This window comes from Streptomyces sp. NPDC089424 (assembly GCF_044749345.1).
Classification (GTDB): Bacteria; Actinomycetota; Actinomycetes; order Streptomycetales; family Streptomycetaceae; genus Streptomyces.
Map to the genome: position 1 here is coordinate 895,442 of NZ_JBIVHU010000002.1, position 19,644 is coordinate 915,085.

16 protein-coding genes are annotated in these 19,644 nt (G+C 74.1%); 5 read left to right on the forward strand and 11 right to left on the reverse strand.

The genetic code is table 11. The features are described 5' to 3' along the window. Positions 1-110: 110 nt before the first annotated feature. The 6 genes from ACIP2X_RS11600 to ACIP2X_RS11625 all read right to left on the reverse strand — a co-directional run bounded on the left by ACIP2X_RS11600 (position 111) and on the right by ACIP2X_RS11625 (position 5,250). The gene (locus ACIP2X_RS11600) at positions 111-1,235 is read right to left on the reverse strand and encodes a serine hydrolase domain-containing protein (protein WP_401670672.1); all 1,125 of its coding nucleotides are present in this window, start codon (positions 1,233-1,235) and stop codon (positions 111-113) included. Further along, positions 1,232-2,149 (reverse strand): DUF6895 family protein, encoded by a 918-nt coding sequence (locus ACIP2X_RS11605; RefSeq protein ID WP_401670674.1) that lies wholly within the window; start codon positions 2,147-2,149, stop codon positions 1,232-1,234. The genes ACIP2X_RS11600 and ACIP2X_RS11605 overlap by 4 nt, the downstream gene beginning before the upstream one ends. Continuing rightward, on the reverse strand, positions 2,146-3,072 hold the full coding sequence (locus ACIP2X_RS11610) for a DUF6895 family protein (RefSeq protein ID WP_401670676.1): 927 nt from the start codon (positions 3,070-3,072) through the stop codon (positions 2,146-2,148). Before ACIP2X_RS11610 ends, ACIP2X_RS11605 begins: the two co-directional genes overlap by 4 nt. Next, positions 3,069-3,758, reverse strand: a complete 690-nt coding sequence (locus ACIP2X_RS11615; RefSeq protein ID WP_401670678.1) for a hypothetical protein — start codon at positions 3,756-3,758, stop codon at positions 3,069-3,071. The genes ACIP2X_RS11610 and ACIP2X_RS11615 overlap by 4 nt, the downstream gene beginning before the upstream one ends. A gap of 22 nt (positions 3,759-3,780) precedes the next feature. Beyond that, positions 3,781-3,969, reverse strand: a complete 189-nt coding sequence (locus ACIP2X_RS11620) for a hypothetical protein (RefSeq protein ID WP_401670680.1) — start codon at positions 3,967-3,969, stop codon at positions 3,781-3,783. A gap of 129 nt (positions 3,970-4,098) precedes the next feature. After that, on the reverse strand, positions 4,099-5,250 hold the full coding sequence (locus tag ACIP2X_RS11625) for an aromatic acid exporter family protein (protein WP_401670683.1): 1,152 nt from the start codon (positions 5,248-5,250) through the stop codon (positions 4,099-4,101). A gap of 298 nt (positions 5,251-5,548) precedes the next feature. On the opposite strand from ACIP2X_RS11625, the gene ACIP2X_RS11630 reads away from it, so the two are divergent. Beyond that, positions 5,549-7,105, forward strand: a complete 1,557-nt coding sequence (locus ACIP2X_RS11630; RefSeq protein ID WP_401670685.1) for an APC family permease — start codon at positions 5,549-5,551, stop codon at positions 7,103-7,105. Positions 7,106-7,180: 75 nt separating this feature from the next. Here the strand turns inward: ACIP2X_RS11630 and ACIP2X_RS11635 are convergent, their stop codons facing one another. From ACIP2X_RS11635 to ACIP2X_RS11655, 5 genes are all read right to left on the reverse strand, one after another. Next, on the reverse strand, positions 7,181-8,389 hold the full coding sequence (locus ACIP2X_RS11635; RefSeq protein ID WP_401670688.1) for a cytochrome P450: 1,209 nt from the start codon (positions 8,387-8,389) through the stop codon (positions 7,181-7,183). Continuing rightward, positions 8,386-9,096, reverse strand: a complete 711-nt coding sequence (locus tag ACIP2X_RS11640) for a tRNA-dependent cyclodipeptide synthase (RefSeq protein ID WP_401670690.1) — start codon at positions 9,094-9,096, stop codon at positions 8,386-8,388. The genes ACIP2X_RS11635 and ACIP2X_RS11640 overlap by 4 nt, the downstream gene beginning before the upstream one ends. A gap of 233 nt (positions 9,097-9,329) precedes the next feature. Then, positions 9,330-9,503, reverse strand: coding sequence for a CsbD family protein (locus ACIP2X_RS11645; RefSeq protein WP_401670692.1), 174 nt, complete (start codon positions 9,501-9,503; stop codon positions 9,330-9,332). A 76-nt stretch (positions 9,504-9,579) separates the two neighbouring features. After that, the gene (locus ACIP2X_RS11650) at positions 9,580-11,112 is read right to left on the reverse strand and encodes an FAD-dependent oxidoreductase (protein ID WP_401670694.1); all 1,533 of its coding nucleotides are present in this window, start codon (positions 11,110-11,112) and stop codon (positions 9,580-9,582) included. 292 nt (positions 11,113-11,404) lie between these two features. Then, complete coding sequence (locus ACIP2X_RS11655; protein ID WP_401670696.1) at positions 11,405-12,040, reverse strand: class I SAM-dependent methyltransferase; 636 nt, start codon at positions 12,038-12,040, stop codon at positions 11,405-11,407. 141 nt (positions 12,041-12,181) lie between these two features. On the opposite strand from ACIP2X_RS11655, the gene ACIP2X_RS11660 reads away from it, so the two are divergent. The 4 genes from ACIP2X_RS11660 (at position 12,182) to ACIP2X_RS11675 (ending at position 19,509) form a co-directional block, all read left to right on the forward strand. After that, positions 12,182-13,048 carry a fructosamine kinase family protein gene (locus ACIP2X_RS11660; protein WP_401670699.1) on the forward strand — a complete coding sequence of 289 codons (867 nt, stop codon included), beginning with the start codon at positions 12,182-12,184 and terminating at the stop codon, positions 13,046-13,048. 135 nt (positions 13,049-13,183) lie between these two features. Continuing rightward, the gene (locus ACIP2X_RS11665) at positions 13,184-13,813 is read left to right on the forward strand and encodes a lipoprotein (RefSeq protein WP_401670702.1); all 630 of its coding nucleotides are present in this window, start codon (positions 13,184-13,186) and stop codon (positions 13,811-13,813) included. A 188-nt stretch (positions 13,814-14,001) separates the two neighbouring features. After that, positions 14,002-16,539, forward strand: a complete 2,538-nt coding sequence (locus ACIP2X_RS11670; RefSeq protein ID WP_401670705.1) for a SpoIIE family protein phosphatase — start codon at positions 14,002-14,004, stop codon at positions 16,537-16,539. A 174-nt stretch (positions 16,540-16,713) separates the two neighbouring features. Next, positions 16,714-19,509, forward strand: coding sequence for a SpoIIE family protein phosphatase (locus tag ACIP2X_RS11675; protein ID WP_401670708.1), 2,796 nt, complete (start codon positions 16,714-16,716; stop codon positions 19,507-19,509). The last annotated feature ends 135 nt before the right edge of the window (positions 19,510-19,644 follow it).

Genomic DNA, 19,644 nt, shown 5'->3' on the forward strand with positions numbered 1-19,644 from the left:
CCCCCCCGCGGGGGGGGGTGGGGGGGGGGGGGGGGGGGGGGGGGGGGGGGGGGGCGCGCCCCCCCCCCCCCCCCCCCCCCCCCCCCCCCCCGCCCCCGTGGCCGGCGCCCTCACCCCTCCGCGAGCAGCGCGTACGCCGCGGCCGCGAACGGGTCCCCGGCGCGGAAGCGGCGGGTGCACAGTGCCGCGACGGCCGTGCCGGTGTCCGGCCGGAACCCCAGGAACGCCTGCTGCCCGAGGGTGGCGCCGCTGTGGAAGTACATCGGTCCGCCCGCGGAGGTGGGGTGGCGGAACCACGCGACGGTGTGGACGTGCCGGTGACCGAGCCCGCGCCGCAGCACCGGGGTGCGCACCGCGCTCAGCGCGCCCGCGAGGGGTGAGCCGCCGGGGTCGAGATGCGCTTCGAGGAACGTCAGCAGGTCGTGCGGGGTGGCCCGGACCGCGCCCGCCGCGGTGAAGCCCCCGGCGTCGAAGGCGGGGAGCGTCCCGGTGCCGTCCTTGGTGTGACCGACGGCGTCCAGGTGCGGGCCGCGGGCCCGCAGGGCGGTGCCGCGCAGGCGCAGAGGGCGCAGCACGTGCTCGGTGAGCAGGTCCTCCCAATCGGCGCCCAGGGCCGGGGCCAGCGCGTGGCCGAGGACGGCGACGCCGAAGTTGGAGTAGTGCCAGCGGGTTCCGGGCCGGTGCCGGGGGCGGTGCCGCAGGAACGCGTCGACGACCCGTGCCGCGGGGTAGCGGGCGTAGGGGTTGGTGTGCCAGGCGGGCATGGCCCGGAGGTAGAAGTCCCGGGGCAGGGCGGGGAGTCCGGACGTGTGGGTCATGAGGTGGGCGAGCGTGACGGGGGCGCCGCCGGTGTCCCGGCCCGGTCCGAGGAGGCCGAGTGCGGGCTCGCCGCCGGTCAGCCGGCCACTGTCCACGAGATGGGTCAGGAGCAGGCCGGTGAAGGCCTTGGTGGCGGAGCCGATCTCGTAGCGCAGGTCCTCGCGGGGCAGGTTCGGGGGCGGTGCGGTGCCCCCGGAGCGCAGGGTGCGGCGGCCGTGGCGGGTGACGGCGAAGACGACGTCGGGGGCGTCGGAGGCGGCGACCGCGTCCTCCAGGAGGAGTGCCAGCCGTCCGTCCTCCTCCCAGGTGACCGCCGGTGCCTGGGGCAGGGGCTGCACGGTGGCGAGGGGGGCGGCGTCACGCGGTGGCTCCGTGTCGAACGGTGCTCCCGGCCACGGCGTGCGGGCGCCGGTCATGAGGCGTGGGCCAGTTCGCTCAGGGCCCGGGAGGTGGCCAGCACGGAGGCGAACGCGGCGACCAGCGTGGGGTGGTAGACGAGGTCGAAGACCTCGTCGGGGCTGCCCTCGGGCATCGTGCGCAGCGCCGGCATCGCCCCGTCGGGCTGCTGGGCGGCGGCGAATCCCTCCCACGCGCGCGGGTCCAGGGTGGGGCGGGGCAGGCAGGCGTCGACGACGAGCAGTTCGCCGAGCAGGTCCCAGCGTCGCAGGTCCAGCCAGTCGTCGAGCCACACCGGCAGCCAGGTGGCGAGGTACTCGGCGAGGTCGGGCGGCAGCCGGTCGGGGTGCTCGCCCCAGTCGGTGAGGTGGAACACGGTGTGGGTGACGGTGTAGGCGATGTGGCCCTCGACCGTCCACGGCTCGGGGGTGCGGGCGAGCCAGGTGGCGCCGAGGGCCTCGGCCTCGGACGGGCGCGGCGCGAGTCCGAAGCGGCGCTGGAAGGCGGACAGGCCGAGCCGCCGGGTCGGGTTGGCCTCGAACGCGGACCAGCTGCCGAGGCGGTGGTTCAGTACGGCGGCCCGCTCCACCTCGGGCTGGCTGTAGCCGAGTTCCTTGAACGGCAGGTACACCTCGAACGGGATCGGCGAGATCGGCTCGATCCGCTGGCCGCGTACCAGCATGCGGCCGCCGTCGAGGGTGTCGCGCCAGGTGTGGTCCAGCAACGCGCGTGCCATCCGGGCCTGTTGCGATCCGGCCACACCCTCGCGGAACAGCACCTTGCAGATCAGGGCGAGTTCACCGATCGGCTTGAAGCGGTCCAGGAAGCCCACTTCGGGGTCGACGTCCGGCTCCAGCCGGAAGTGGTCGCGGTGGGTCCACAGCCACTCGATGGCGGCGACGCCGACGTGGTGCATCAGGCGGGTCTCGGTCATCGGAGCACCTCCAGCTGCTCGCGGCCGGTGGGACGGAGCGTCGACGCGGCGGCGAGGACGGCCATCAGGGTGGAGTGGTAGCAGTGGGCGAAGCCGTCACCGTCGTGACCGCCCTCCTCCGGGACGGCACCGGTGGGCAGTTGCGCCGCCGCGACGTGGGGCCAGACCGCCGACGCCGTGGCCGCGAGGCGGGGCACACTCCCGGCCACGGCGAGGAGTTCGCAGCTCAGGTCCCACATCCGGGCCTCCACGCAGGTGTCGAGCCAGGCCGGGAGCCAGTCGGCGAGGTAGGACTCCAGTTCCGGCGGCAGGCCCCCTTCGGCGCGTCCCCAGTCGGTGAGGTGGAAGACGACGTGGGTGACGGCGTATCCGGCGGCGCGTTCGAAGGTCCAGGGTTCCGGCAGGCCGCCCAGCCAGGTGCGGTCCAGCGCCGCCGCCCACGGGCCGTGTTCCGGGACGCCGCTGCGGGACTCGGCGTTGAGCACGCCGAGGCGCCGGGTGGGCTCCTGTTCGGTGAGCCGCCAGCCCCGGGTGCGGGCGACGACGGCGGTGGCGGCTTCGTACGGCTCGTACCGCAGTCCCGCCGCGGCCAGGGCGGCGTACACCTCCAGGGGGTAGGTGGCGAAGGGTTCCAGGCGCTGGAGCCGGAGGAAGAGCTCGCCCTGCCCGGTCTGTTCCCAGGCGAACGCCAGCAGCTCGCGGGCGGGCGCGTGCAGGGGGTCGCAGGGCGGCCGGGTGCGGGTCACGGTCGCGCAGACCTGGGCCAGTTCGCCGAGCGGTTTCCAGCTGGCGTCGACACGCCCGTCGGCGGCCAGCGCGTCCTCGCCCAGGGCGAACTCCTCGAGGTGCGCGCCGAGCCAGGCGAGGGCGGCCGCGGCGAGCTCCGCGACGCCCCGGTCCTCCCGCACGTCGGCGGCGGTCACGCGAACGCACCCTGCCGCGTCAGTCGTGCCGCCTGCAGGTGCAGGGCCACGCGCGGGTCCGCCCCGCCCATCAGGTCCACGAAGTCCAGTCCCGCGTCCAGGCCCAAGGTGTCGGGCACCCCGGGCAGCAGGGTCAGCCAGCGTCCGGCGCCGGCGGCCTGGTACCAGTCCCTGCGGCGCACCGCCCGGACGAAGCCCCGGGCGACGTCCACCGGGCGGCGCTCGGCCACGCGGGTGACCGCGCAGTGCTCGCCGGGCCGGGCCAGCGGGGCCAGCACCGCGAGCTGGTGGGTCAGGTGCTGCCAGCCGGCCTCGTCGAGCCAGGCCGTGCCGGGTTCCCCGGCGACCGGTGCGCCCGCGTCGAACAGGCGCAGCGTCCGGGTCATCGCCCAGTGGCTCCAGGCGACGGTGCCGCCCGCGCCCGGACGGGGCGGGTAGGTGGCCACGGCCTCCCGGAACAGGCCGAGTTCGCCGGGGGTGGGGGTGGTGTGCAGCAGTACGTGCGGCAGAAGCACGTCGGCTCCCACCACCCGGACCGCCGCCGAGGCGATGCCGTGTTCCGACTCGCCCGTCACCGCGGTGCTCTCCTCTCGCATGTGGTCTCCGCTCCGAAGAGCGGAGACCACACCGGAAGCGAGCTCCCGCACCGCGCCCTCCAGGAGGGCGGAAGTGCCAGACTGCTCCATGTCGCTGCTCCCGTCGATCCGGTCAGCCCTTCTTGGGCCGCGGGGTCGGCGGCGACAGCAGCAGCGAACCGCCGCCCTCGGACAGGGCGAGCGCCGCGCACTCGCGGCTGTCGCGGTAGACGCCGTCGGCCTCGGCCGGGTCGAGCACCGCGTCGAGGTCGGCGTTCTCGATGCCGGTGATTTCCGTGGTGATCTTCTCGGTGGAAGGCATGTCACCATCTCCCTCAGGGTGTACTGCGGATCCTTCGGCTACCGGTGTCACCGCATCCACGCGAATGATGCGAACGCCTTCAAAATTCGCATAGTTACCCAGTTCAACTTCTCCTCGGGTGACGCGGCGTCACTCCTCCGGGCGCGCCTCGCGGGGCAACTGCTCCGCGAGGCGGCCGGCCTGCGCCAGCAGCGCGCCGTGGACGGCCAGCGCCTCGGGGTCGTCCTGGACCGATCCGGGCAGCCGCGCGCGCAGGGCGTCGAGGGCCTCGTCGAGTCTGCCGACGGCCGCCCGCAGCTCGTCCTCGGACCCGTCGCCGAAGCGGGTCCGGGCGTAGAGGTGGATAGCCTCGGCGGCGCGGCACAGGAAGTCCGCGTACGGGCCGGTGATCCGCGGGTCGGGACGGCGCGCTCCGCGCCTCTCCTCGGCCACCTCCATGAAGGTGCGGGTCACGCCGGCGGCGTGCACGGCCACGTAGTCCAGGACGGCGACGGCGTCGTCGTACGCCGGGCCGGGCGAGTGGCGCCGGCGCCAGCCGAGCGGATTGACCCGCAGGCTCTCGCGGCTCCAGCCGAGCGAGGAGCGGGCCTGGTCGACCAGCCGCCGCAGGCGCAGCGCCCGTTCGTGCCGGCCCTCGGCGCGGTGGGCGTCCCGCTCGTCGTCGCGGATCCCGTCGGCGACGGACATGAGGATGGCGCGGGCCTCCCCCGCCGCGTCCTCGAGGGCGGCCCGGGTGTCGCGCAGGTAGACGGGCGGGCGGATCAGCGCGTTGACCGCGATGCCCACCAGCGCGCCGAAGACGGCCTCGGCGATCCGGGCCGCGGACCCGGTGACGCTGACGTGGGGGTCGGTCAGGACGAAGAGCGCGCCGGTGGCGGCGTAGATGCCCTGGCTGCCCAGCTGCCGCCAGCTGCCCACCAGGACGGCCACGGGGAGGACGACCGCCATCGCGGCCATGGCGTCGCCGAGGGCCAGTACGCCCGCGGTGGCCACCACCGTGCCGAACGCGATGGCCGCAAGTTGCTGCAGACCGTGCGCCAGCGACCGGAACACGGTCGCCTCCACCAGGACGACCGCCACCCAGGGCGCGACGAACGCCATGGGCGCCTGGAGCCACCACCCCACCACGGCCCACGCGACGCACGCGGCGAGCGCGGCCTTGCCCGCCTGCACCGCCAGGTCGCGTTCCCGCCCGGGGGCCGCGCAGGCCCGTCGTATCGCGTCCACGGCGGCGTCATAGCCACGCCGCCCCCGGTGTCCTGTCGTGCGCATCCATCCCATGCCCCCCAGGTGCCACGTATTCCGGGGCCTCCAACCTGCGGAAAGGTGAACGGGCGCGAGGGCGGTGTGGTGCGGATCACTCGGAAAGATCACGAGGCGCCGCACGGGGCCTCGCTGCGATTACCGAATATCGGACAGCGGGAAAACGACTTTGGAACTCCGGAGTGACACCCCTCATCAACCTTTCAATCACAGGTTCCATGCAAGACGCACCGTCGAATGAGCGGAACTTGCCCTCCGGTCGCCGTCCGCGTCAAGGCGAGCCGGCACGGATACCGCAGGAATTAACGTCCTGTTCATGACTCAGCTGGACGTACGGCCCCAGGCCGGAGACACGGGCGGATCCCCCACCGGGGGGATCCGCGCCAAAGGCCTGAGCGGGAACTCCGTCGGCCTGCTGGGCAGCGCGGTCATCGGTGTGTCCACCGTGGCCCCGGTGTACTGCCTCACCTCCACACTCGGCTCCACCGCGGGAGAGGTGGGCGTGCAGATGCCCGCCGTGTTCCTCGCGGGGTTCCTGCCGATGCTGCTGGTCGCCTTCGCCTACCGCGAGCTGAACAAGGTGATGCCGGACTGCGGCACCTCGTTCACCTGGACGGTCAAGGCGTTCGGGCCGCGGGTGGGCTGGATGTGCGGCTGGGGCCTGGTGATCGCCACGATCATCGTGCTGTCGAACCTGGCCGGCGTGGCCACCTCGTACTTCTGGCTGCTGGCCGGCGAGGTCACGGGGAGTGAGTCCGTCGCCGCGCTGGACGGGAACAAGGCCGTCCACATCCTCACCTGTCTCGCGCTGATCGCGCTCGCGACCGTGATCAGCTATCGCGGCATGACCGCGACCAAGGGGGTGCAGTACGCGCTGGTGGCGCTCCAGCTGGTGGTGCTGGCCGTCTTCGTGGCCATGGCCTTCGGCAAGGCCGGCAGTGTCGACTTCCCGACCTCGGTCCCGTTCTCGTGGTCGTGGCTGAATCCCTTCGCCGTGCAGTCGTTCGGCGCGTTCACCGCCGGACTGTCGCTGTCGATCTTCATGTACTGGGGCTGGGACGCCTGTCTGACCGCCAACGAGGAGACCAGCGGCAGCAGCCGCACCCCCGGCCGCGCGGCCCTGGTCGCCATGGTCGTGCTGGTCGGCTCGTACCTCGCCACGGGTGTCGCGGCGCAGATGGTCGTCGGCTCCGGCGACCAGGGGCTCGGCCTCGCCAACCCCGAGACGTCCGACAACGTCTTCGCCGCGCTCGCCGGTCCGGTGATGGGCCCGGCGCTCGGCATCCTGCTCTTCGTCGCCGTCCTCGCCTCGGCCGCGGCCAGCCTGCAGACCACGTTCATCCCGGTGGCCCGTACGGTGCTGGCGATGTCCACGTACGAGGCCCTGCCCGCCTCGTACGCCCGGGTGCACCCCCGCTTCCGGACGCCGGGGCGGGCGACGGTGACCGCGGGTGTCGCGACCGGTGTGTTCTACACGGTGATGACGCTGGTCAGCGAGCATGTGCTGGTCGACACCATCTACGCGCTCGGCCTGATGATCTGCTTCTACTACGCCCTGACGGCCTTCGCCTGCGCCTGGTACTTCCGCGGGGAGCTGCTGCGCTCCGGCCGCGACCTGGTCTTCAAGGGGCTGTTCCCCGTGGTCGGCGGCGCGCTGCTGGCGGCGGTGTTCGCCAAGACGCTGATCGACATGTGGGACCCGGCGTACGGCAGCGGCTCGTCGGTGCTGGGGGTCGGGTCGGTGTTCGTGATCGGCGTGGGGCTGCTCGCCCTGGGCCTGGTGATCATGTCCGTCATGCGGTGGCGCAGCCCGGCCTTCTTCCGGGGCGAGGTGCTGACGGCCTCGACGCCGGCGCTGGTCGCCGAGGACTGACGCGCCGGGCCGGTGAGCGGCCCGGCCGACGAGCGAGGCCCCGTCCCCGGGTGGGGGGACGGGGCCTCGCTCGTGCTACCAGGCGACCGGCAGCCGCTCGGGGATCCGCTTCATGAAGCCCGTGCGCCACACCAGCTGCTCCACCGGAACGGCGAGGTTCAGCTCCGGCAGACGCCGCTGGAGCACCTCCAGGGCGATCCGGGCGTGGGCGCGGCCCAGGGCGGTCGCCGGGCAGTAGTGGGAGCCGCCGCCGAAGGAGAGGTGGTCCCCGGCGTTCTCGCGGTACGCGTCGAAGCGGTGCGGGTCGGGGAACTTCTCCGGGTCGAGGTTGGCGCCCTCGACGAGGACCAGCACGAGTTCACCCCGCCTGATCCGCACGTCGCCGAGCCGGACGTCGGCGAGGGCCAGCCGGGGCAGGGCGTCGCCGATGGAGAGGTTGACCCTCAGCAGCTCCTCCAGGCCTCGGTCGAGCACTTCCGGGTGGTCCCGGAGCAGGTCCCAGGTGGTGCGGTGGACGAGCAGGTGGACCAGCGCCATGGCGAGGAACCCGGCGGTGGAGACGACGCCCGCGCCGAACAGGGTGACGCCCACGGTGGCCAGCATCTCGTCCGTGAGGTGCGCGTACTCGGGGTCGTCGCGCAGCGCGGCGAGCTCGCCCATCAGGCCCTCGGACCCGGGATCGTCCAGCAGCGCGGTCATGCGGCCGATGTCCCGGTCCCAGTTGATCTTCGCCCCGGTGACGGGGCAGGGCGAGTTCATGAACGCGATGTCGAGGCTGCGCAGGAACCGCGGCGCCTCGCTCTGCGGGATGCCGAGTATCCGGCAGTGCATCGCGGCCGAGTACGGATCGCAGAACGCGCCCCGCAGGTCCGCGGTGGGCCCGGCCTCCACCAGGGCGTCGACGAACCGCTCGGCCTCCGCGCGCATCCAGTCGCTCAGTCCCGGCGACTTGGGGCTGAGCGCCTTCATCACCGCCCGGCGCAGTCCCGCGCCGGTGATGTTGCCCATGTTGTTCACGACCTCGGGCGGGATCGTCAGGGCGTACTGGCGCGGGACGCCCGCGGCGGAGGTGTCCTTCAGGGAGAACCGGTCGTCCTCCAGGACCTGGCGGCACAGGCTGTGGGAGGACACCAGCCAAGCCTCGTCGCCCGCGATCGTACGGACCCGCCGTACCGGGGTCGTGGCGCGCAGCGCCGCCACCTCGGCGGGCACCCGCGTCCCGTCCCACGAGAACGGGAAGTCGAGGACGTCCGTGGCGCGAGCGGCGTCAAGGGCGGTGGTCATGCGGTGGCTCCTTCGGCGGTGGCGGGGGTGACCACGGCGTGGCCCTGGTTGCGCGAGGCACGCAGGCCGGCGCCGCGCGAGTAGAGCAGTTCCGCCATCGGCAGGAGCTGGTGGTAGCAGTTGAGCGAGGACGGCACACCGAGGATCGCCGGGGTGTCGAGGAAGAGCGGGGCCTCGGCGCACACGTACTCCAGGCACACCGCGCGCCGCTGCTCGCTCGCCGCCTCCCCGCGGGCGGCCAGGAAGCGGCTCACCAGGCCTTCGCAGACCGCGCGGAAGTCGTCGTCCGTGAGCAGCCGGTCCTTCAGCCGCCGGTGGATCTCCTGGTAGGACGGGTTCGCGCGGAGGTCGGACATGGGCTGCCAGCGCAGCCGCGCTCCGCCCGGGTCGGCGGCCGTGACGGCGTCACGGACCTTGGCGCGCACGCCCCTGAGGTTCTTGACCGCTTTTCTGCGGGCGTCGTCGGGGGTGTAGCCGGACGCCTCGTACATCTCGGCCAGGTACAGGTCGGTGTAGACGAAGTCGATCTTCTCGAACTGGTCCAGCCCCCAGCGGGCGAGGTCGTGCAGTCGCCGGGCGGAAAAATAGCTGTTTCCCGGCGAGACACCGATGACGGCATGTGCGCCCTCGGCGTGGATCACCTCGCAGTGGGATGTGTAGGGCTGGACCTGGAAGACGTCGGCCATCAGCACGGATGCTGTGGTCAAAGGGGTAGGCCTCCGCCGCGCGCAAGTCCCTGCGGGGCCCTGTGCCCCCGGTGTGGCGACGCGGCGCGCTCACGCTATCCGCACGGGACGTGCCCGCCTAGTCACGCTCTGAGTTTGGCCGAAAACGTTCGTAGCAACGGTCGAGGAACGGGGCCCGCACGCAGAGGAGCCGGGGCCCGCACGCAGAGGAGCGGGCCCCCCGCTACAGGGACCCGCTCCTCGTTGCGGCACGTTCAGTGCTTGAACGTGTCCTTGGTCTTCTCCTTGGCCTGGCGAGCGTCGCCCTTGGACTGCTCCGCCCTGCCCTCGGCGGTCATCCGCTCGTTGCCGACCGCGCGGCCGGCCGCTTCCTTGGCCTTGCCCTTGGCCTGTTCCATCTTGGCCTTGGCCTTCTGGTCTCGCGCCACGATCGTTCACTCCAAGCATCGACGGCGTTCGCTGGCCCCTTCCGAGTGGCCCGAATCGGCGAGTCCCAAACGCCGCTCAGATGTCCCGCTGCTCCAGGGGGTGTACCGCCGGACCCTGCAGGACCCGGCCGTCGGGGGCGAAACGGGAACCGTGGCACGGGCACTCCCAGGCCTGTTCGGCCCGGTTGAACGCCACGAGGCAGCCCAGATGGGTGCAGCGTGCCGACACGGCGTGCAACCGCCCGTCCTCGTCGCGGTGGACCGCGCAGCGCCGGCCGCCCACGTGCACGACGGCGCCGTCACCCGGGGCGAGATCGTCCACGCCCGGCCGGGTCAGGCCGGGCAGCCGGTCACCGATGAAGTGCCGGGCGACGGTGGCCTGGTGGCGCAGGAACTGGCCGCCCTCGCGCAGGACGGGGGTGATGCGGCGCGGGTCGTACAGCTCGCTCCACGGCGGCACCTGGCCGCCGGTGATGCGGTCGCTGAGCAGCCGGCCGGCCATGATGCCGCCGCTCAGGCCCCAGCCGCCGAAGCCGGTGGCGACGTGGACGTGGCGGCTCGCGTGATGCAGCGGGCCGACGAGCGGGACGTGGTCGGTGGAGTCGTTGTCCTGGGTGGCCCACCGGTGGCTGAGGTGCAGCGTGCCGAAGTGGCGCTCGGCCCAGCTGGTGAGCTTCGCGAACAGTTCCTCGGTGTCCACGCCGCTGCCGGGGGTGAAGTGCTCGCCCGTCACGATGAGCAGGCGCTTGCCGTCGGCGTACGGTGCCGTGCGCACCGAGCGGGTGCGGTGCTCGGGCGTGATGTACATGCCCACCGGCGCCTGGGCCGCGTCGACGGGGGCGGCGATCACCAGCTCGCGGCGGGGCGAGAGACGGGTGAAGAGCAGGGCGCGGTCGAAGACCGGGTAGTGCGTGGCGACCACGACGGACCGGGCGCTCACCCGGGCGCCCTCCTCCGTGGTCAGCACGCACGGCTCCCCCTCGGTGAGTCCGGTGACGCGGGTGCCCTCGTACAGCTGCCCGCCCTCGGCACGCAGCGCGTCGGCCAGGGCGAGCAGGTACTTGCGCGGATGGAACTGCGCCTGGTCCGCGACCCGCACGGCGCCCTCGACCGGGAACGGCAGGTCCGTCTCCGTGACGAACTCGGCGGCCAGGCCCGCCTCCTTGGCCGCCTCCGCCTCGGCCCGCAGCTCGGGGACGCGGCGCCGGCCCTGGGCGAAGGTGTAGGCGGCGGTGTCCTCCCAGTCGCACGCGATGCCCAGCTCGTCGACGATCTCCGCGGCACGGCGGACGGCCTCCGTCTGCGAGCGGGCGTAGAGGCGTGCGGCCTCGGCGCCGCGGGTGCGGCGCAGCCGGTCATAGATCAGGGTGTGCTGGGCGCTGAGCTTCGCGGTGGTGTGCCCGGTGACGCCGGCGGCGATCCGGTCGGCCTCCAGCACCGCGACCCCGTGCCCGCGCCGGGTCAGCTCCCACGCCGTGCTGAGACCGGCGATGCCGGCGCCGATGACGGCGACGTCGACCTGGACGTCGCCGGCCGGCGGGGGCGCCGGTTCGCCGGGCGGGGCCGTGTCGAGCCAGTACGACGCGTGGAATGCTGCCTGCTCGGTCATGGCCGCCGAGTGCCCTCGGCGGGTGCCGATCACACGGAGCTGTTCGCACCGGGCGGAAGACACCGCTGTGCGGGGCCGTGGGGGGCTCCCGTCGTGCGGGGTGCGCGCGGGGCGGAGGGCACCGGCACGCCAGGCCGGCCACGCCGCCCCAGGGAGTCGAGAGCTCCCGTCACGCCGGCCCGCCGTACCGGGCAGAGGACGCCGGGCTGGGCGGCAGGCGCCGGGGCCGGACCGCAGGTGGCGGCCAGGACCGCAGACGCCGGACCGGGCAGCAGGCCTCGGCACGGGCGCGTCAACGGCGCCGGAAGCGCCACACGTTGTCCTCGCGGAAGCCTTCCTCGCCCTCGGGCGACACGCTGGGCCGCCGTACCGTCTCCGAGGTCTCGACCGTCCAGTGCGCCTCCGGCAGCGCCAGTTCGGCCATCACGCTCTCCCGCGTGGGGAAGACGTGGGCGAAGGGCGGCTCGGTCTGCCAGGAGGGCCAGCCGGCGTGCATCACCACCAGGAGCGTGCCGTGTTCGGCGACGGCGGCGGCGGCGCTCCGCAGCACCGCCTGCTGGTCCAGGCCGACCGGCGACTGGAGGTACTGCGCGTTGACCAGGTCGAAGCGGCCCTCGGGGAAGCTGAGGCCGAGTTCGTGCCGTTCCCAGGCGGTGCGGTCGCCGACCCCGGCGTCGGCGGCGTGCCGGGCCGCGCGTTCCAGGGCGGTGGGCGAGATGTCCACGCCCGTGACCCGCCAGCCCTGCGACGCCAGCCACACCGCGTCGGCGCCCTCTCCGCAGCCCAGGTCGAGGGCGGTGCCGGGCCGCAGACCGGTCACCTCGCGCACGAGCAGGGCGTTGGGGCGGCCGCTCCAGACCCGGTCGGTGTCGCGGTAGCGGCTCTCCCAGAAGGCGGCGGGCTCGGTGGGCGCGGGGAGTTCGGTCATGGTCTCTCCTCGGTGGCGACGGCGCTGATCGGCGCCGGTCGGGCGCCCGTGACCGAGCCTGTCCCGGCCCGGACACGCGCCACAAATGTCTTTGCCGATACCGCAACTGCCCCTCCTTGGCGCTGCCGTACGGTGGTGGCCGTGCAGACCAGCGACCAGGGGCCCGAGGCGGCGGCGACCCGGTTCACCGGGCGGGCGCCGACCGGCGCGCGGCGCGTGTCCGGCACGCTCGCCGAGGTCACCCTCGACGACGGGCGGGTGGTGATGGTGAAGCGCCAGGACGCGCCCGGTGGTGTGGGAGCAGAGGCGGCGGGCCTGCGGTGGCTCGGTGCCGCCGGCGCGGTGCGCGTTCCCGCCGTCCACGGTCACGACGAGCGGTGGCTGGTGACCGACCGGGTGCCCGCCGGACGGCCCACCGCGCACACGGCGCTGCGGTTCGGGCGGGACCTGGCCGCGCTGCACGCCTCCGGCGCGGCGGCGTTCGGGGCTCCGCCGCCGGGCGGCCCCGCGCAGGCCTCGATCGGACTCGCCCCGATGCGCAACGTCCCCGGCACCGACTGGCCCCGGTGGTACGCCGAGCACCGCGTCCTGCCGTACCTGCGGCGTGCCGTGGACGACGGCACCCTGCACGCCACCGAGGCGGGCGTCGTCGAGCGGGTCTGCGAGCGGCTCCCGCACCTCGCGGGGCCCGCCGAACCACCGGCCCGGCTGCACGGCGACCTGTGGAACGGCAATGTGCTGTGGGACGCCGACGGACACGCCTGGCTCATCGACCCGGCCGCGCACGGCGGGCACCGCGAGACCGACCTCGCGATGCTGCGGCTCTTCGGATGCCCCTATCTCGACGAGGTGCTGCACGGCTACCAGGAGAGCGCCCCGCTCGCCACGGGGTGGCGCGACCGGGTCGCGCTGCACCAGCTCTTCCCGCTGCTCGTGCACGCCGTGCTCTTCGGGCGGTCCTACGCCGTGCGGGCGCTGGAGGCGGCGCGGGCGATCCCGGCCGGCTGAGCCGACGGGCGCCCGTGCGCTCGCCGGGCCCGCCCGCCGCGCGTGTCGGCGCCCGGGATACAGTTCCGCCTTCGGCCGAGAGGAGAGACGACGGTGCGGGTCGGGGCGGGGTGCACGTGGCGAGGGCTGGTCCACGTGGCGTTGGTGGCGGGGCTGTTGACCGGCTGCGGGGCGGCGGGCGACTCCGAGCAGTCCTCGGGCACGTCGGCGGACGGCGCCGGGCAGCGGGCCGACAAGGGGGACGCGGGCGAGCGTGTCGCGAGCGGCGGCACGATCGGCGCCGAGGGCTCCCCCTGTGAACTGCCCGTCACCTTCGACATCGCCGCGCAGTGGACGGCCGAGTCCGTCAGCGGCCCCGGCAAGGACGCGCCCGAGGATCTCGCGGACATGATGTGGCGGCAGGGGCCGGTCACCGCCGCCTGCGAGGTGGACGCCAAGCCCGCCGGGCACATCGGCTTCCTGCGGGTATGGACCGGTGAGCCGGGTGCCGCCGACGCGCGCACCGTGCTGGAGGGGTTCGTCGGCGCCGACACGGGCGCCGGCGAGGAGAAGTACCGGCGGTTCGAGGCGGGGGGCCTCGTCGGCGCCGAGGTGGAGTACCGCTACACGAGCGAGCTGACGGAGGACACCAAGACCGAGCACGCGCTCGCCGTCGTCACGCCGGCCGGCCCGGTCGTCCTGCACCTCGGAGGGCTGGACACCGCCGAGCACGAGGCGATGCTCCCCGCGTACGAGCTCGCGAAGCGGACCTTGCGGGCATCCTGACCCTCGCGGCCACCGGCCCGCGCCACCGGACGCGCCCTTCGGCGGATCGGCGCCGTCCGGGCGGGTTCCGCGGAGCGCCCCATGGCGTACGCTCCGGACTCACTCCCGCCCGGGTGCGGGCAGGGGGCGTCGTGGCGCATTCTTGCTGTGTCGCCTGCGCGACAGCGCGCATGGACGAGGTAGGGCCGATGACTGGGAGCGCGAGCGCCGAAGGCCGCAGCGGGACACCCGGTGGGCTGGCCACGCTGCTGGCCGACGCCGCCTGCGAGGCCGTCCGCGCCACGGACGGTCGCGCCGCGGGCATCTACCTTCCGTCCAGCAGCCCCGGTGTGCTGCGGCTCGCGGTCCTCGTCGGTCTGCCCGGCCGGCTGTACCGGCCCTGGTGGCGGCTGCACGTGGACCGCCGGTTCCCGGTCGCCGACGCCTACCGGCTCGGCGTGAAGGTGGTGCTGCCCAACAGCACCGAGAGCATGCGCCGCTATCCGCAGTTCGCCGCCGGGCTGCCGTTCCCGGTCGGCACGATCAACGTGCCCGTGATGGGGTCCTCGGCACCCTTCGGCGTACTGACCGTGCTGCTGCCGTCCGTCGCCGACGGCACCGAGCTGCTGGCGCGGCGGGACCGGCTCGCCGAGATCGCCGAGGAGCTGGCGACCGGCGTGCGGCGCTTGCAGGGGGCCGGGGTGCCGCTCGTGTGGGAGGACGAGCCGCTGTGCATGCGACCGCCCGGAACGCGCCACGCCCCGGGGCGGATCGGGCGCTTCACCTGGCAGCCGGCGACCGATGTCGTCACCGTGGACGACAGCGCCCGGACCCTGCTCCGGCTGGCCGAGGAGGACCGGCCGTGGGCGTCGGAGGCGCTGGTGCGCGCGGTGGCCGCGGAGGACGCGGGGCGGTTCGCGGATCTGCTGCGCGAGGCGGCCGGCGGCAGGCAGCCGTGCGGTCCGCTGCGGGTGCGCACCCTGGAGGGCGCGCCGCGGCTGGTGGAGCTGTGGAGGCCGGACGCCGCCGAGCACGGCCCGGACGAGCCGGTCGGCGGGATCGTGCTCGACGCGAACTCGATGGCGGACGCGGCCGCCGACCAACTGCCCCAGGGCGTGTTCTGCATGGACCGGCTGGGGCTGATCGTCTACGCCAATCCGCGCGCCGCCGAGCTGCTGGGCGAACCTCGGGCCCGCTTCCTCGGGCGTGCGCTGTGGGAGGGCGTGCCGTGGCTCGGCGGGTCGGCGTGCGAGGACCATCTCCGGGCCGCGCTGCTGGCCCCCGAGCCCGTGCACTTCCACGTCCGGCGGCCGCCGCCGGGCGAACGTGAGACCTGCTCCGAGTCGGCCGAGGCGTACGACGGTGACTGGCTGTCCGTCTCCGTCCATCCCGGCCCGGACTTCCTCACCTGCACCGTGATCCCCGGCCATCGCGGTGCGCGGGCCCCAGAACCTCCCGAGGCACCGGCCGAGGTGACGGCGGCGGACGACGTGCCCGGCACCGAGGTCGCCAGGACCTCGCTGGTGCACCGGCCCATCGTCCTCGCCATCGCGCTCACCGAGGCGACCACCGCCCGTCAGGTCTCCGCGGTGGTGATGCAGGAGCTGCTGCCCGCGTTCGGCGGCCGCCGGCTCGCCATCTACCTGCTGCAGGAGCGGCACCTGTACCTGGCCTGGGAGACCGGCTTCCCCACCGGGTTCCTCGCGCCGTTCGAGGGAGTGGGCCTGGACGCCCGGCTGCCCGGCGTGGAGACGCTGACCACCGGCCAGCCGCTGTTCTTCGACTCGATGCAGCAGCTGGCGGCCACCTACCCGGGCATTCCCCTGGACGCGACCGAGGGGGCGCGCGCCTTCCTGCCGCTGATCGCGTCGGGACGGCCGGTCGGCTCCTGCATCCTCGGCTTCGACAGGTCCCGCAGCTTCAGCACCGAGGAGCGCACGGTCCTCACCGCGCTCGCCGGACTGATCGCGCACGCCATGGAGAAGGCGCAGCGCTACGAGACCGAGGCCGCGCTGGCCCGCGGGCTCCAGCGTGCCCTGCTGCCGCGGCGGCTGCCGGTCCATCCCCGCGTGGAGACTGCGGGCCGCTATCTGCCCGGCACCCAGGGAATGGACGTCGGCGGCGACTGGTACGACGTCGTCGAGGCCGGGGACGGGCTCGCCCTGGTGATCGGTGACGTGCAGGGGCACGGGGTGCAGGCGGCGGCGACCATGGGTCAGCTGCGCAGCGCGGTGCGCGCGTTCGCCCTCGACGACCGGCCGCCGGACGACGTGCTCAGCGGCACCAACCATCTGCTCATCGACCTCGACCCGGGCCAGTTCGCCACGTGCTGCTACGTCCGGCTCGACCCGCTCACGGGCCGGGCCATGGTGGCGCGCGCGGGGCATCCGCCGCCGCTGCTGCGCCGCCCGGGCGGCCGTACGCTCGTGCTCGACATTCCCGGTGGTGTGGTGCTCGGCGTGGATCCGCTCGCCCATTACCCGGTGACGGAGCTGGTGATGGACCCCGGCGCGGTGCTCGCGCTGTACACGGACGGGCTCGTCGAGCGGGCCGGCGACGACATCGACGTGGGGATCAGCGCGCTGCGGGTGGCGCTGGCCAAGGCCGGCGCGTCGGCGAGCCGTCCAGGCGGCCGTTCCCTGGTGAGCCTCGCCGACCGGCTGACGGCCACCGCCCGGCACTCCGCGAACCGCCCCGACGACATCGCGTTGCTCCTCGCGGCCCGGCGGGCCGGCAAGCCGGTCTGAGACCCCGGACCGCGGACGGTGCCGCCGGCCCGGAGGCAGGCCCGGCACCGTTGCCGGCGCCCCGGAAGAGCCGCCCGAAGACCCTGTTCCCGGGCCCCGTCACCTGGCACAAGCGGCTCACCACACGGCGTGACTTCCCTCGCCTCCTCGGGCTCGGGAGTGTAGACAGGGCTCATGGTCCGCCCATTGGGCCGGTCGCGGACTCGGCCCACCCGTCCTCCCGCAGCAGAGCACGCCGCACGCACGCCTGTTTCCGGGCAGAGCGAGCGGCGGCCCCGGTCTGCCACGGGCGACGGGCCCGACGGGCCACGGCACGGCGGCCGTTCACGGTGGAGTCCCGCCGCGGCGGTGCGCTCCGCGCTGAGCGGACGCAGCGTCGCCGGACAGGTGTTCGTCTTCCAGGTCCTGATCGTGCTGCTGCTGGTGGTGGTGGCCGTGGTGGCACTGGTCCTGCAGAGCCGCAGCGACACCACCGAGGAGGCCCGCAACCGGTCCCTGGCGGTCGCCGAGACCTTCGCCAACGCGCCGGGCACCCGTGCGGCACTGAAGAGCCCCGACCCGTCGGCCATTCTGCAGCCGAGCGCCGAAGCCGCGCGCAAGGCGACCGAGATCGACTTCATCGTCGTGATGAACACGGACGGCATCCGCTACACGCACCCGGTCCCGGACCGGATCGGCAAGCAGTTCGTCGGCACGATCGGGCCCGCGCTGGCCGGGGGGACCGTCGTCGAGGAGGTCGAGGGGACCATAGGGTCGCTGGTGCAGGCCGTGGTCCCGGTCAAGGACCCCGACGGCAAGGTGGTCGGTCTCGTCTCGGCCGGCATCACCACCGAGCACGTGGGGGGCGCGGCGAACCGGCAGCTGCCCCTGCTGCTGTTCACCGCGGCGGCCGGGCTCGTCATGGCGACGGCGGGCACGGCGCTGGTGAGCCGGCGGCTGCTGCGCCAGACCCGGGGCCTCGGCCCGCGCGAGATGACCCGGATGTACGAACACCACGACGCGGTGCTGCACGCCGTCCGCGAGGGCGTGCTCATCGTCGGCGCCGAGGGCGATCTGCTGCTCGCCAACGACGAGGCCCGCCGACTGCTCGGTCTGCCCGACGACGCCGAGGGCCGTGCGGTCGACGACCTCGGGCTGCCGGCGGACATCGCCGCGCTGCTGGCGTCGGGGCAGGCCGTCACGGACGAGGTCCGGCTCGTCAAGGACCGGCTGCTGGCGATCAACCAGCGCCCCACCCATCTGCGCGGTGGCCCCCACGGCAGCGTCGCCACCCTGCGCGACTCGACCGAACTGCGGGCCCTGTCCGGCCGCGCGGACCTGGCGCGCGAACGCCTCGACATGCTGTACGCGGCCGGTGCGGGCATCGGCACCAGCCTGGACGTCACCCGGACCGCAGAGGAGCTGGCGAACCTGGCCGTGCCCCGGTTCTCGGACTTCGCGACCGTGGACCTGTTCGACGCCGTGCTCAGCGGTGAGCAGCCCGAGGCCGGGACCGAGATGCGCCGCACGGCCCTCGCGGGCGTGCGCGACGATCCGCCGCTGTATCGGGTGGGCGCGCGGATCCAGTTCGTGCACTCCTCGCCGCAGGCCCGCAGCCTGCGCGCCGGGCAGGCGACCCTGGAGCCGCGCCTGCGCGACGCGCCGGGCTGGCACGCGCAGGACTTCGAACTCACCTCGCAGGCCCTGGACTACGGGATCCACTCGCTGATCACGGCGCCGCTGCGGGCGGGCTCCCTGATCCTCGGCATGGTCACCTTCTGGCGCGGGGCGGGCTCCGCGCCCTTCGACTCGGAGGACCTGACGCTCGCCGAGGAGCTGGTCGCCCGCGCCGCCGTGTCCATAGACAACTCCCGCCGCTACACGCGCGAGCACACGATGGCGGTGACGCTCCAGCGCAGCCTGCTGCCCCGCACCCTGCCCGAGCAGAGCGCCCTGGAGATCGCCTACCGGTACCTGCCCGCCCAGGCCGGGGTCGGCGGCGACTGGTTCGACGTGCTGCCGCTGTCCGGCGCCCGCGTCGCCCTGGTCGTCGGGGACGTGGTGGGGCACGGGCTGCACGCGGCGGCCACGATGGGCCGGCTGCGCACCGCGGTGCACAACTTCTCCTCGCTGGACCTCGCGCCCGACGAACTGCTCGGCCTGCTCGACGAACTGGTCGGCCGGATCGACCAGGACGAGGAGGCCGAGGGCGGCACCGCGCCGGTCACCGGCGCGACCTGCCTGTACGCGATCTACGACCCGGTGGTCAGCCACTGGTCGATCGCCCGCGCCGGCCACCCCCCGCCGGCGCTGGTGCGGCCGGACGGCACCGTGGAGTTCCCCGACGTGCCCGCGGGGCCGCCGCTGGGACTCGGGGGTCTGCCGTTCGAAACCGCGGAGATCGAGGTCACGGAGGGAAGCCGGCTGGTGATGTACACCGACGGGCTGGTGGAGGACCGGGACCGCGACATCGACGTCGGCCTCGAACTGCTGCGCGCCGCGCTGGAGCAGGCCGGGCCGTCGCCGGAGGACACCTGCCGGGCGGTCCTGGACTCCCGGCTGCCGGCCCGGCACAACGACGACATCGCCCTGCTGGTCGCCCGCACGCAGGCCCTCGGCCCGGACCGGGTGGCCGCCATCGACGTACCGTCCGATCCGGCGGCCGTGGCCGAGGTGCGTGCCACGGTCACCCGGCGCCTGACCGAGTGGGGCCTCGAGGAGCTGGCGTTCACCACGGAACTCGTCCTGAGCGAGCTGGTCACCAACGCGATCCGCTACGGCGGCCCGCCCATCCGGGTGCGGGTGCTGCGGGACCGGAGCCTGATCTGCGAGGTGTTCGACGGCAGCAGCACCGCGCCGCACCTGCGGTACGCGGCCATGACCGACGAGGGCGGGCGCGGCCTGTTCCTGGTCGCGCAGCTCGCCGAACGCTGGGGGACGCGCTACCTGCCGGGCGGCAAGGTGATCTGGGCCGAGCAGCCGCTGCCGTGAGCTGAATCCCGCCCCGGTCCGTACCTGATGGTGCCCGAGGTGTTCTCAGCGCGCTCCATATCTGGTAGGAAACTTTCCTGTCGGTTCGCGCCGTGCGCCTGTCACGGCACGCGCGCCCCCCACAGGACCCTTCCC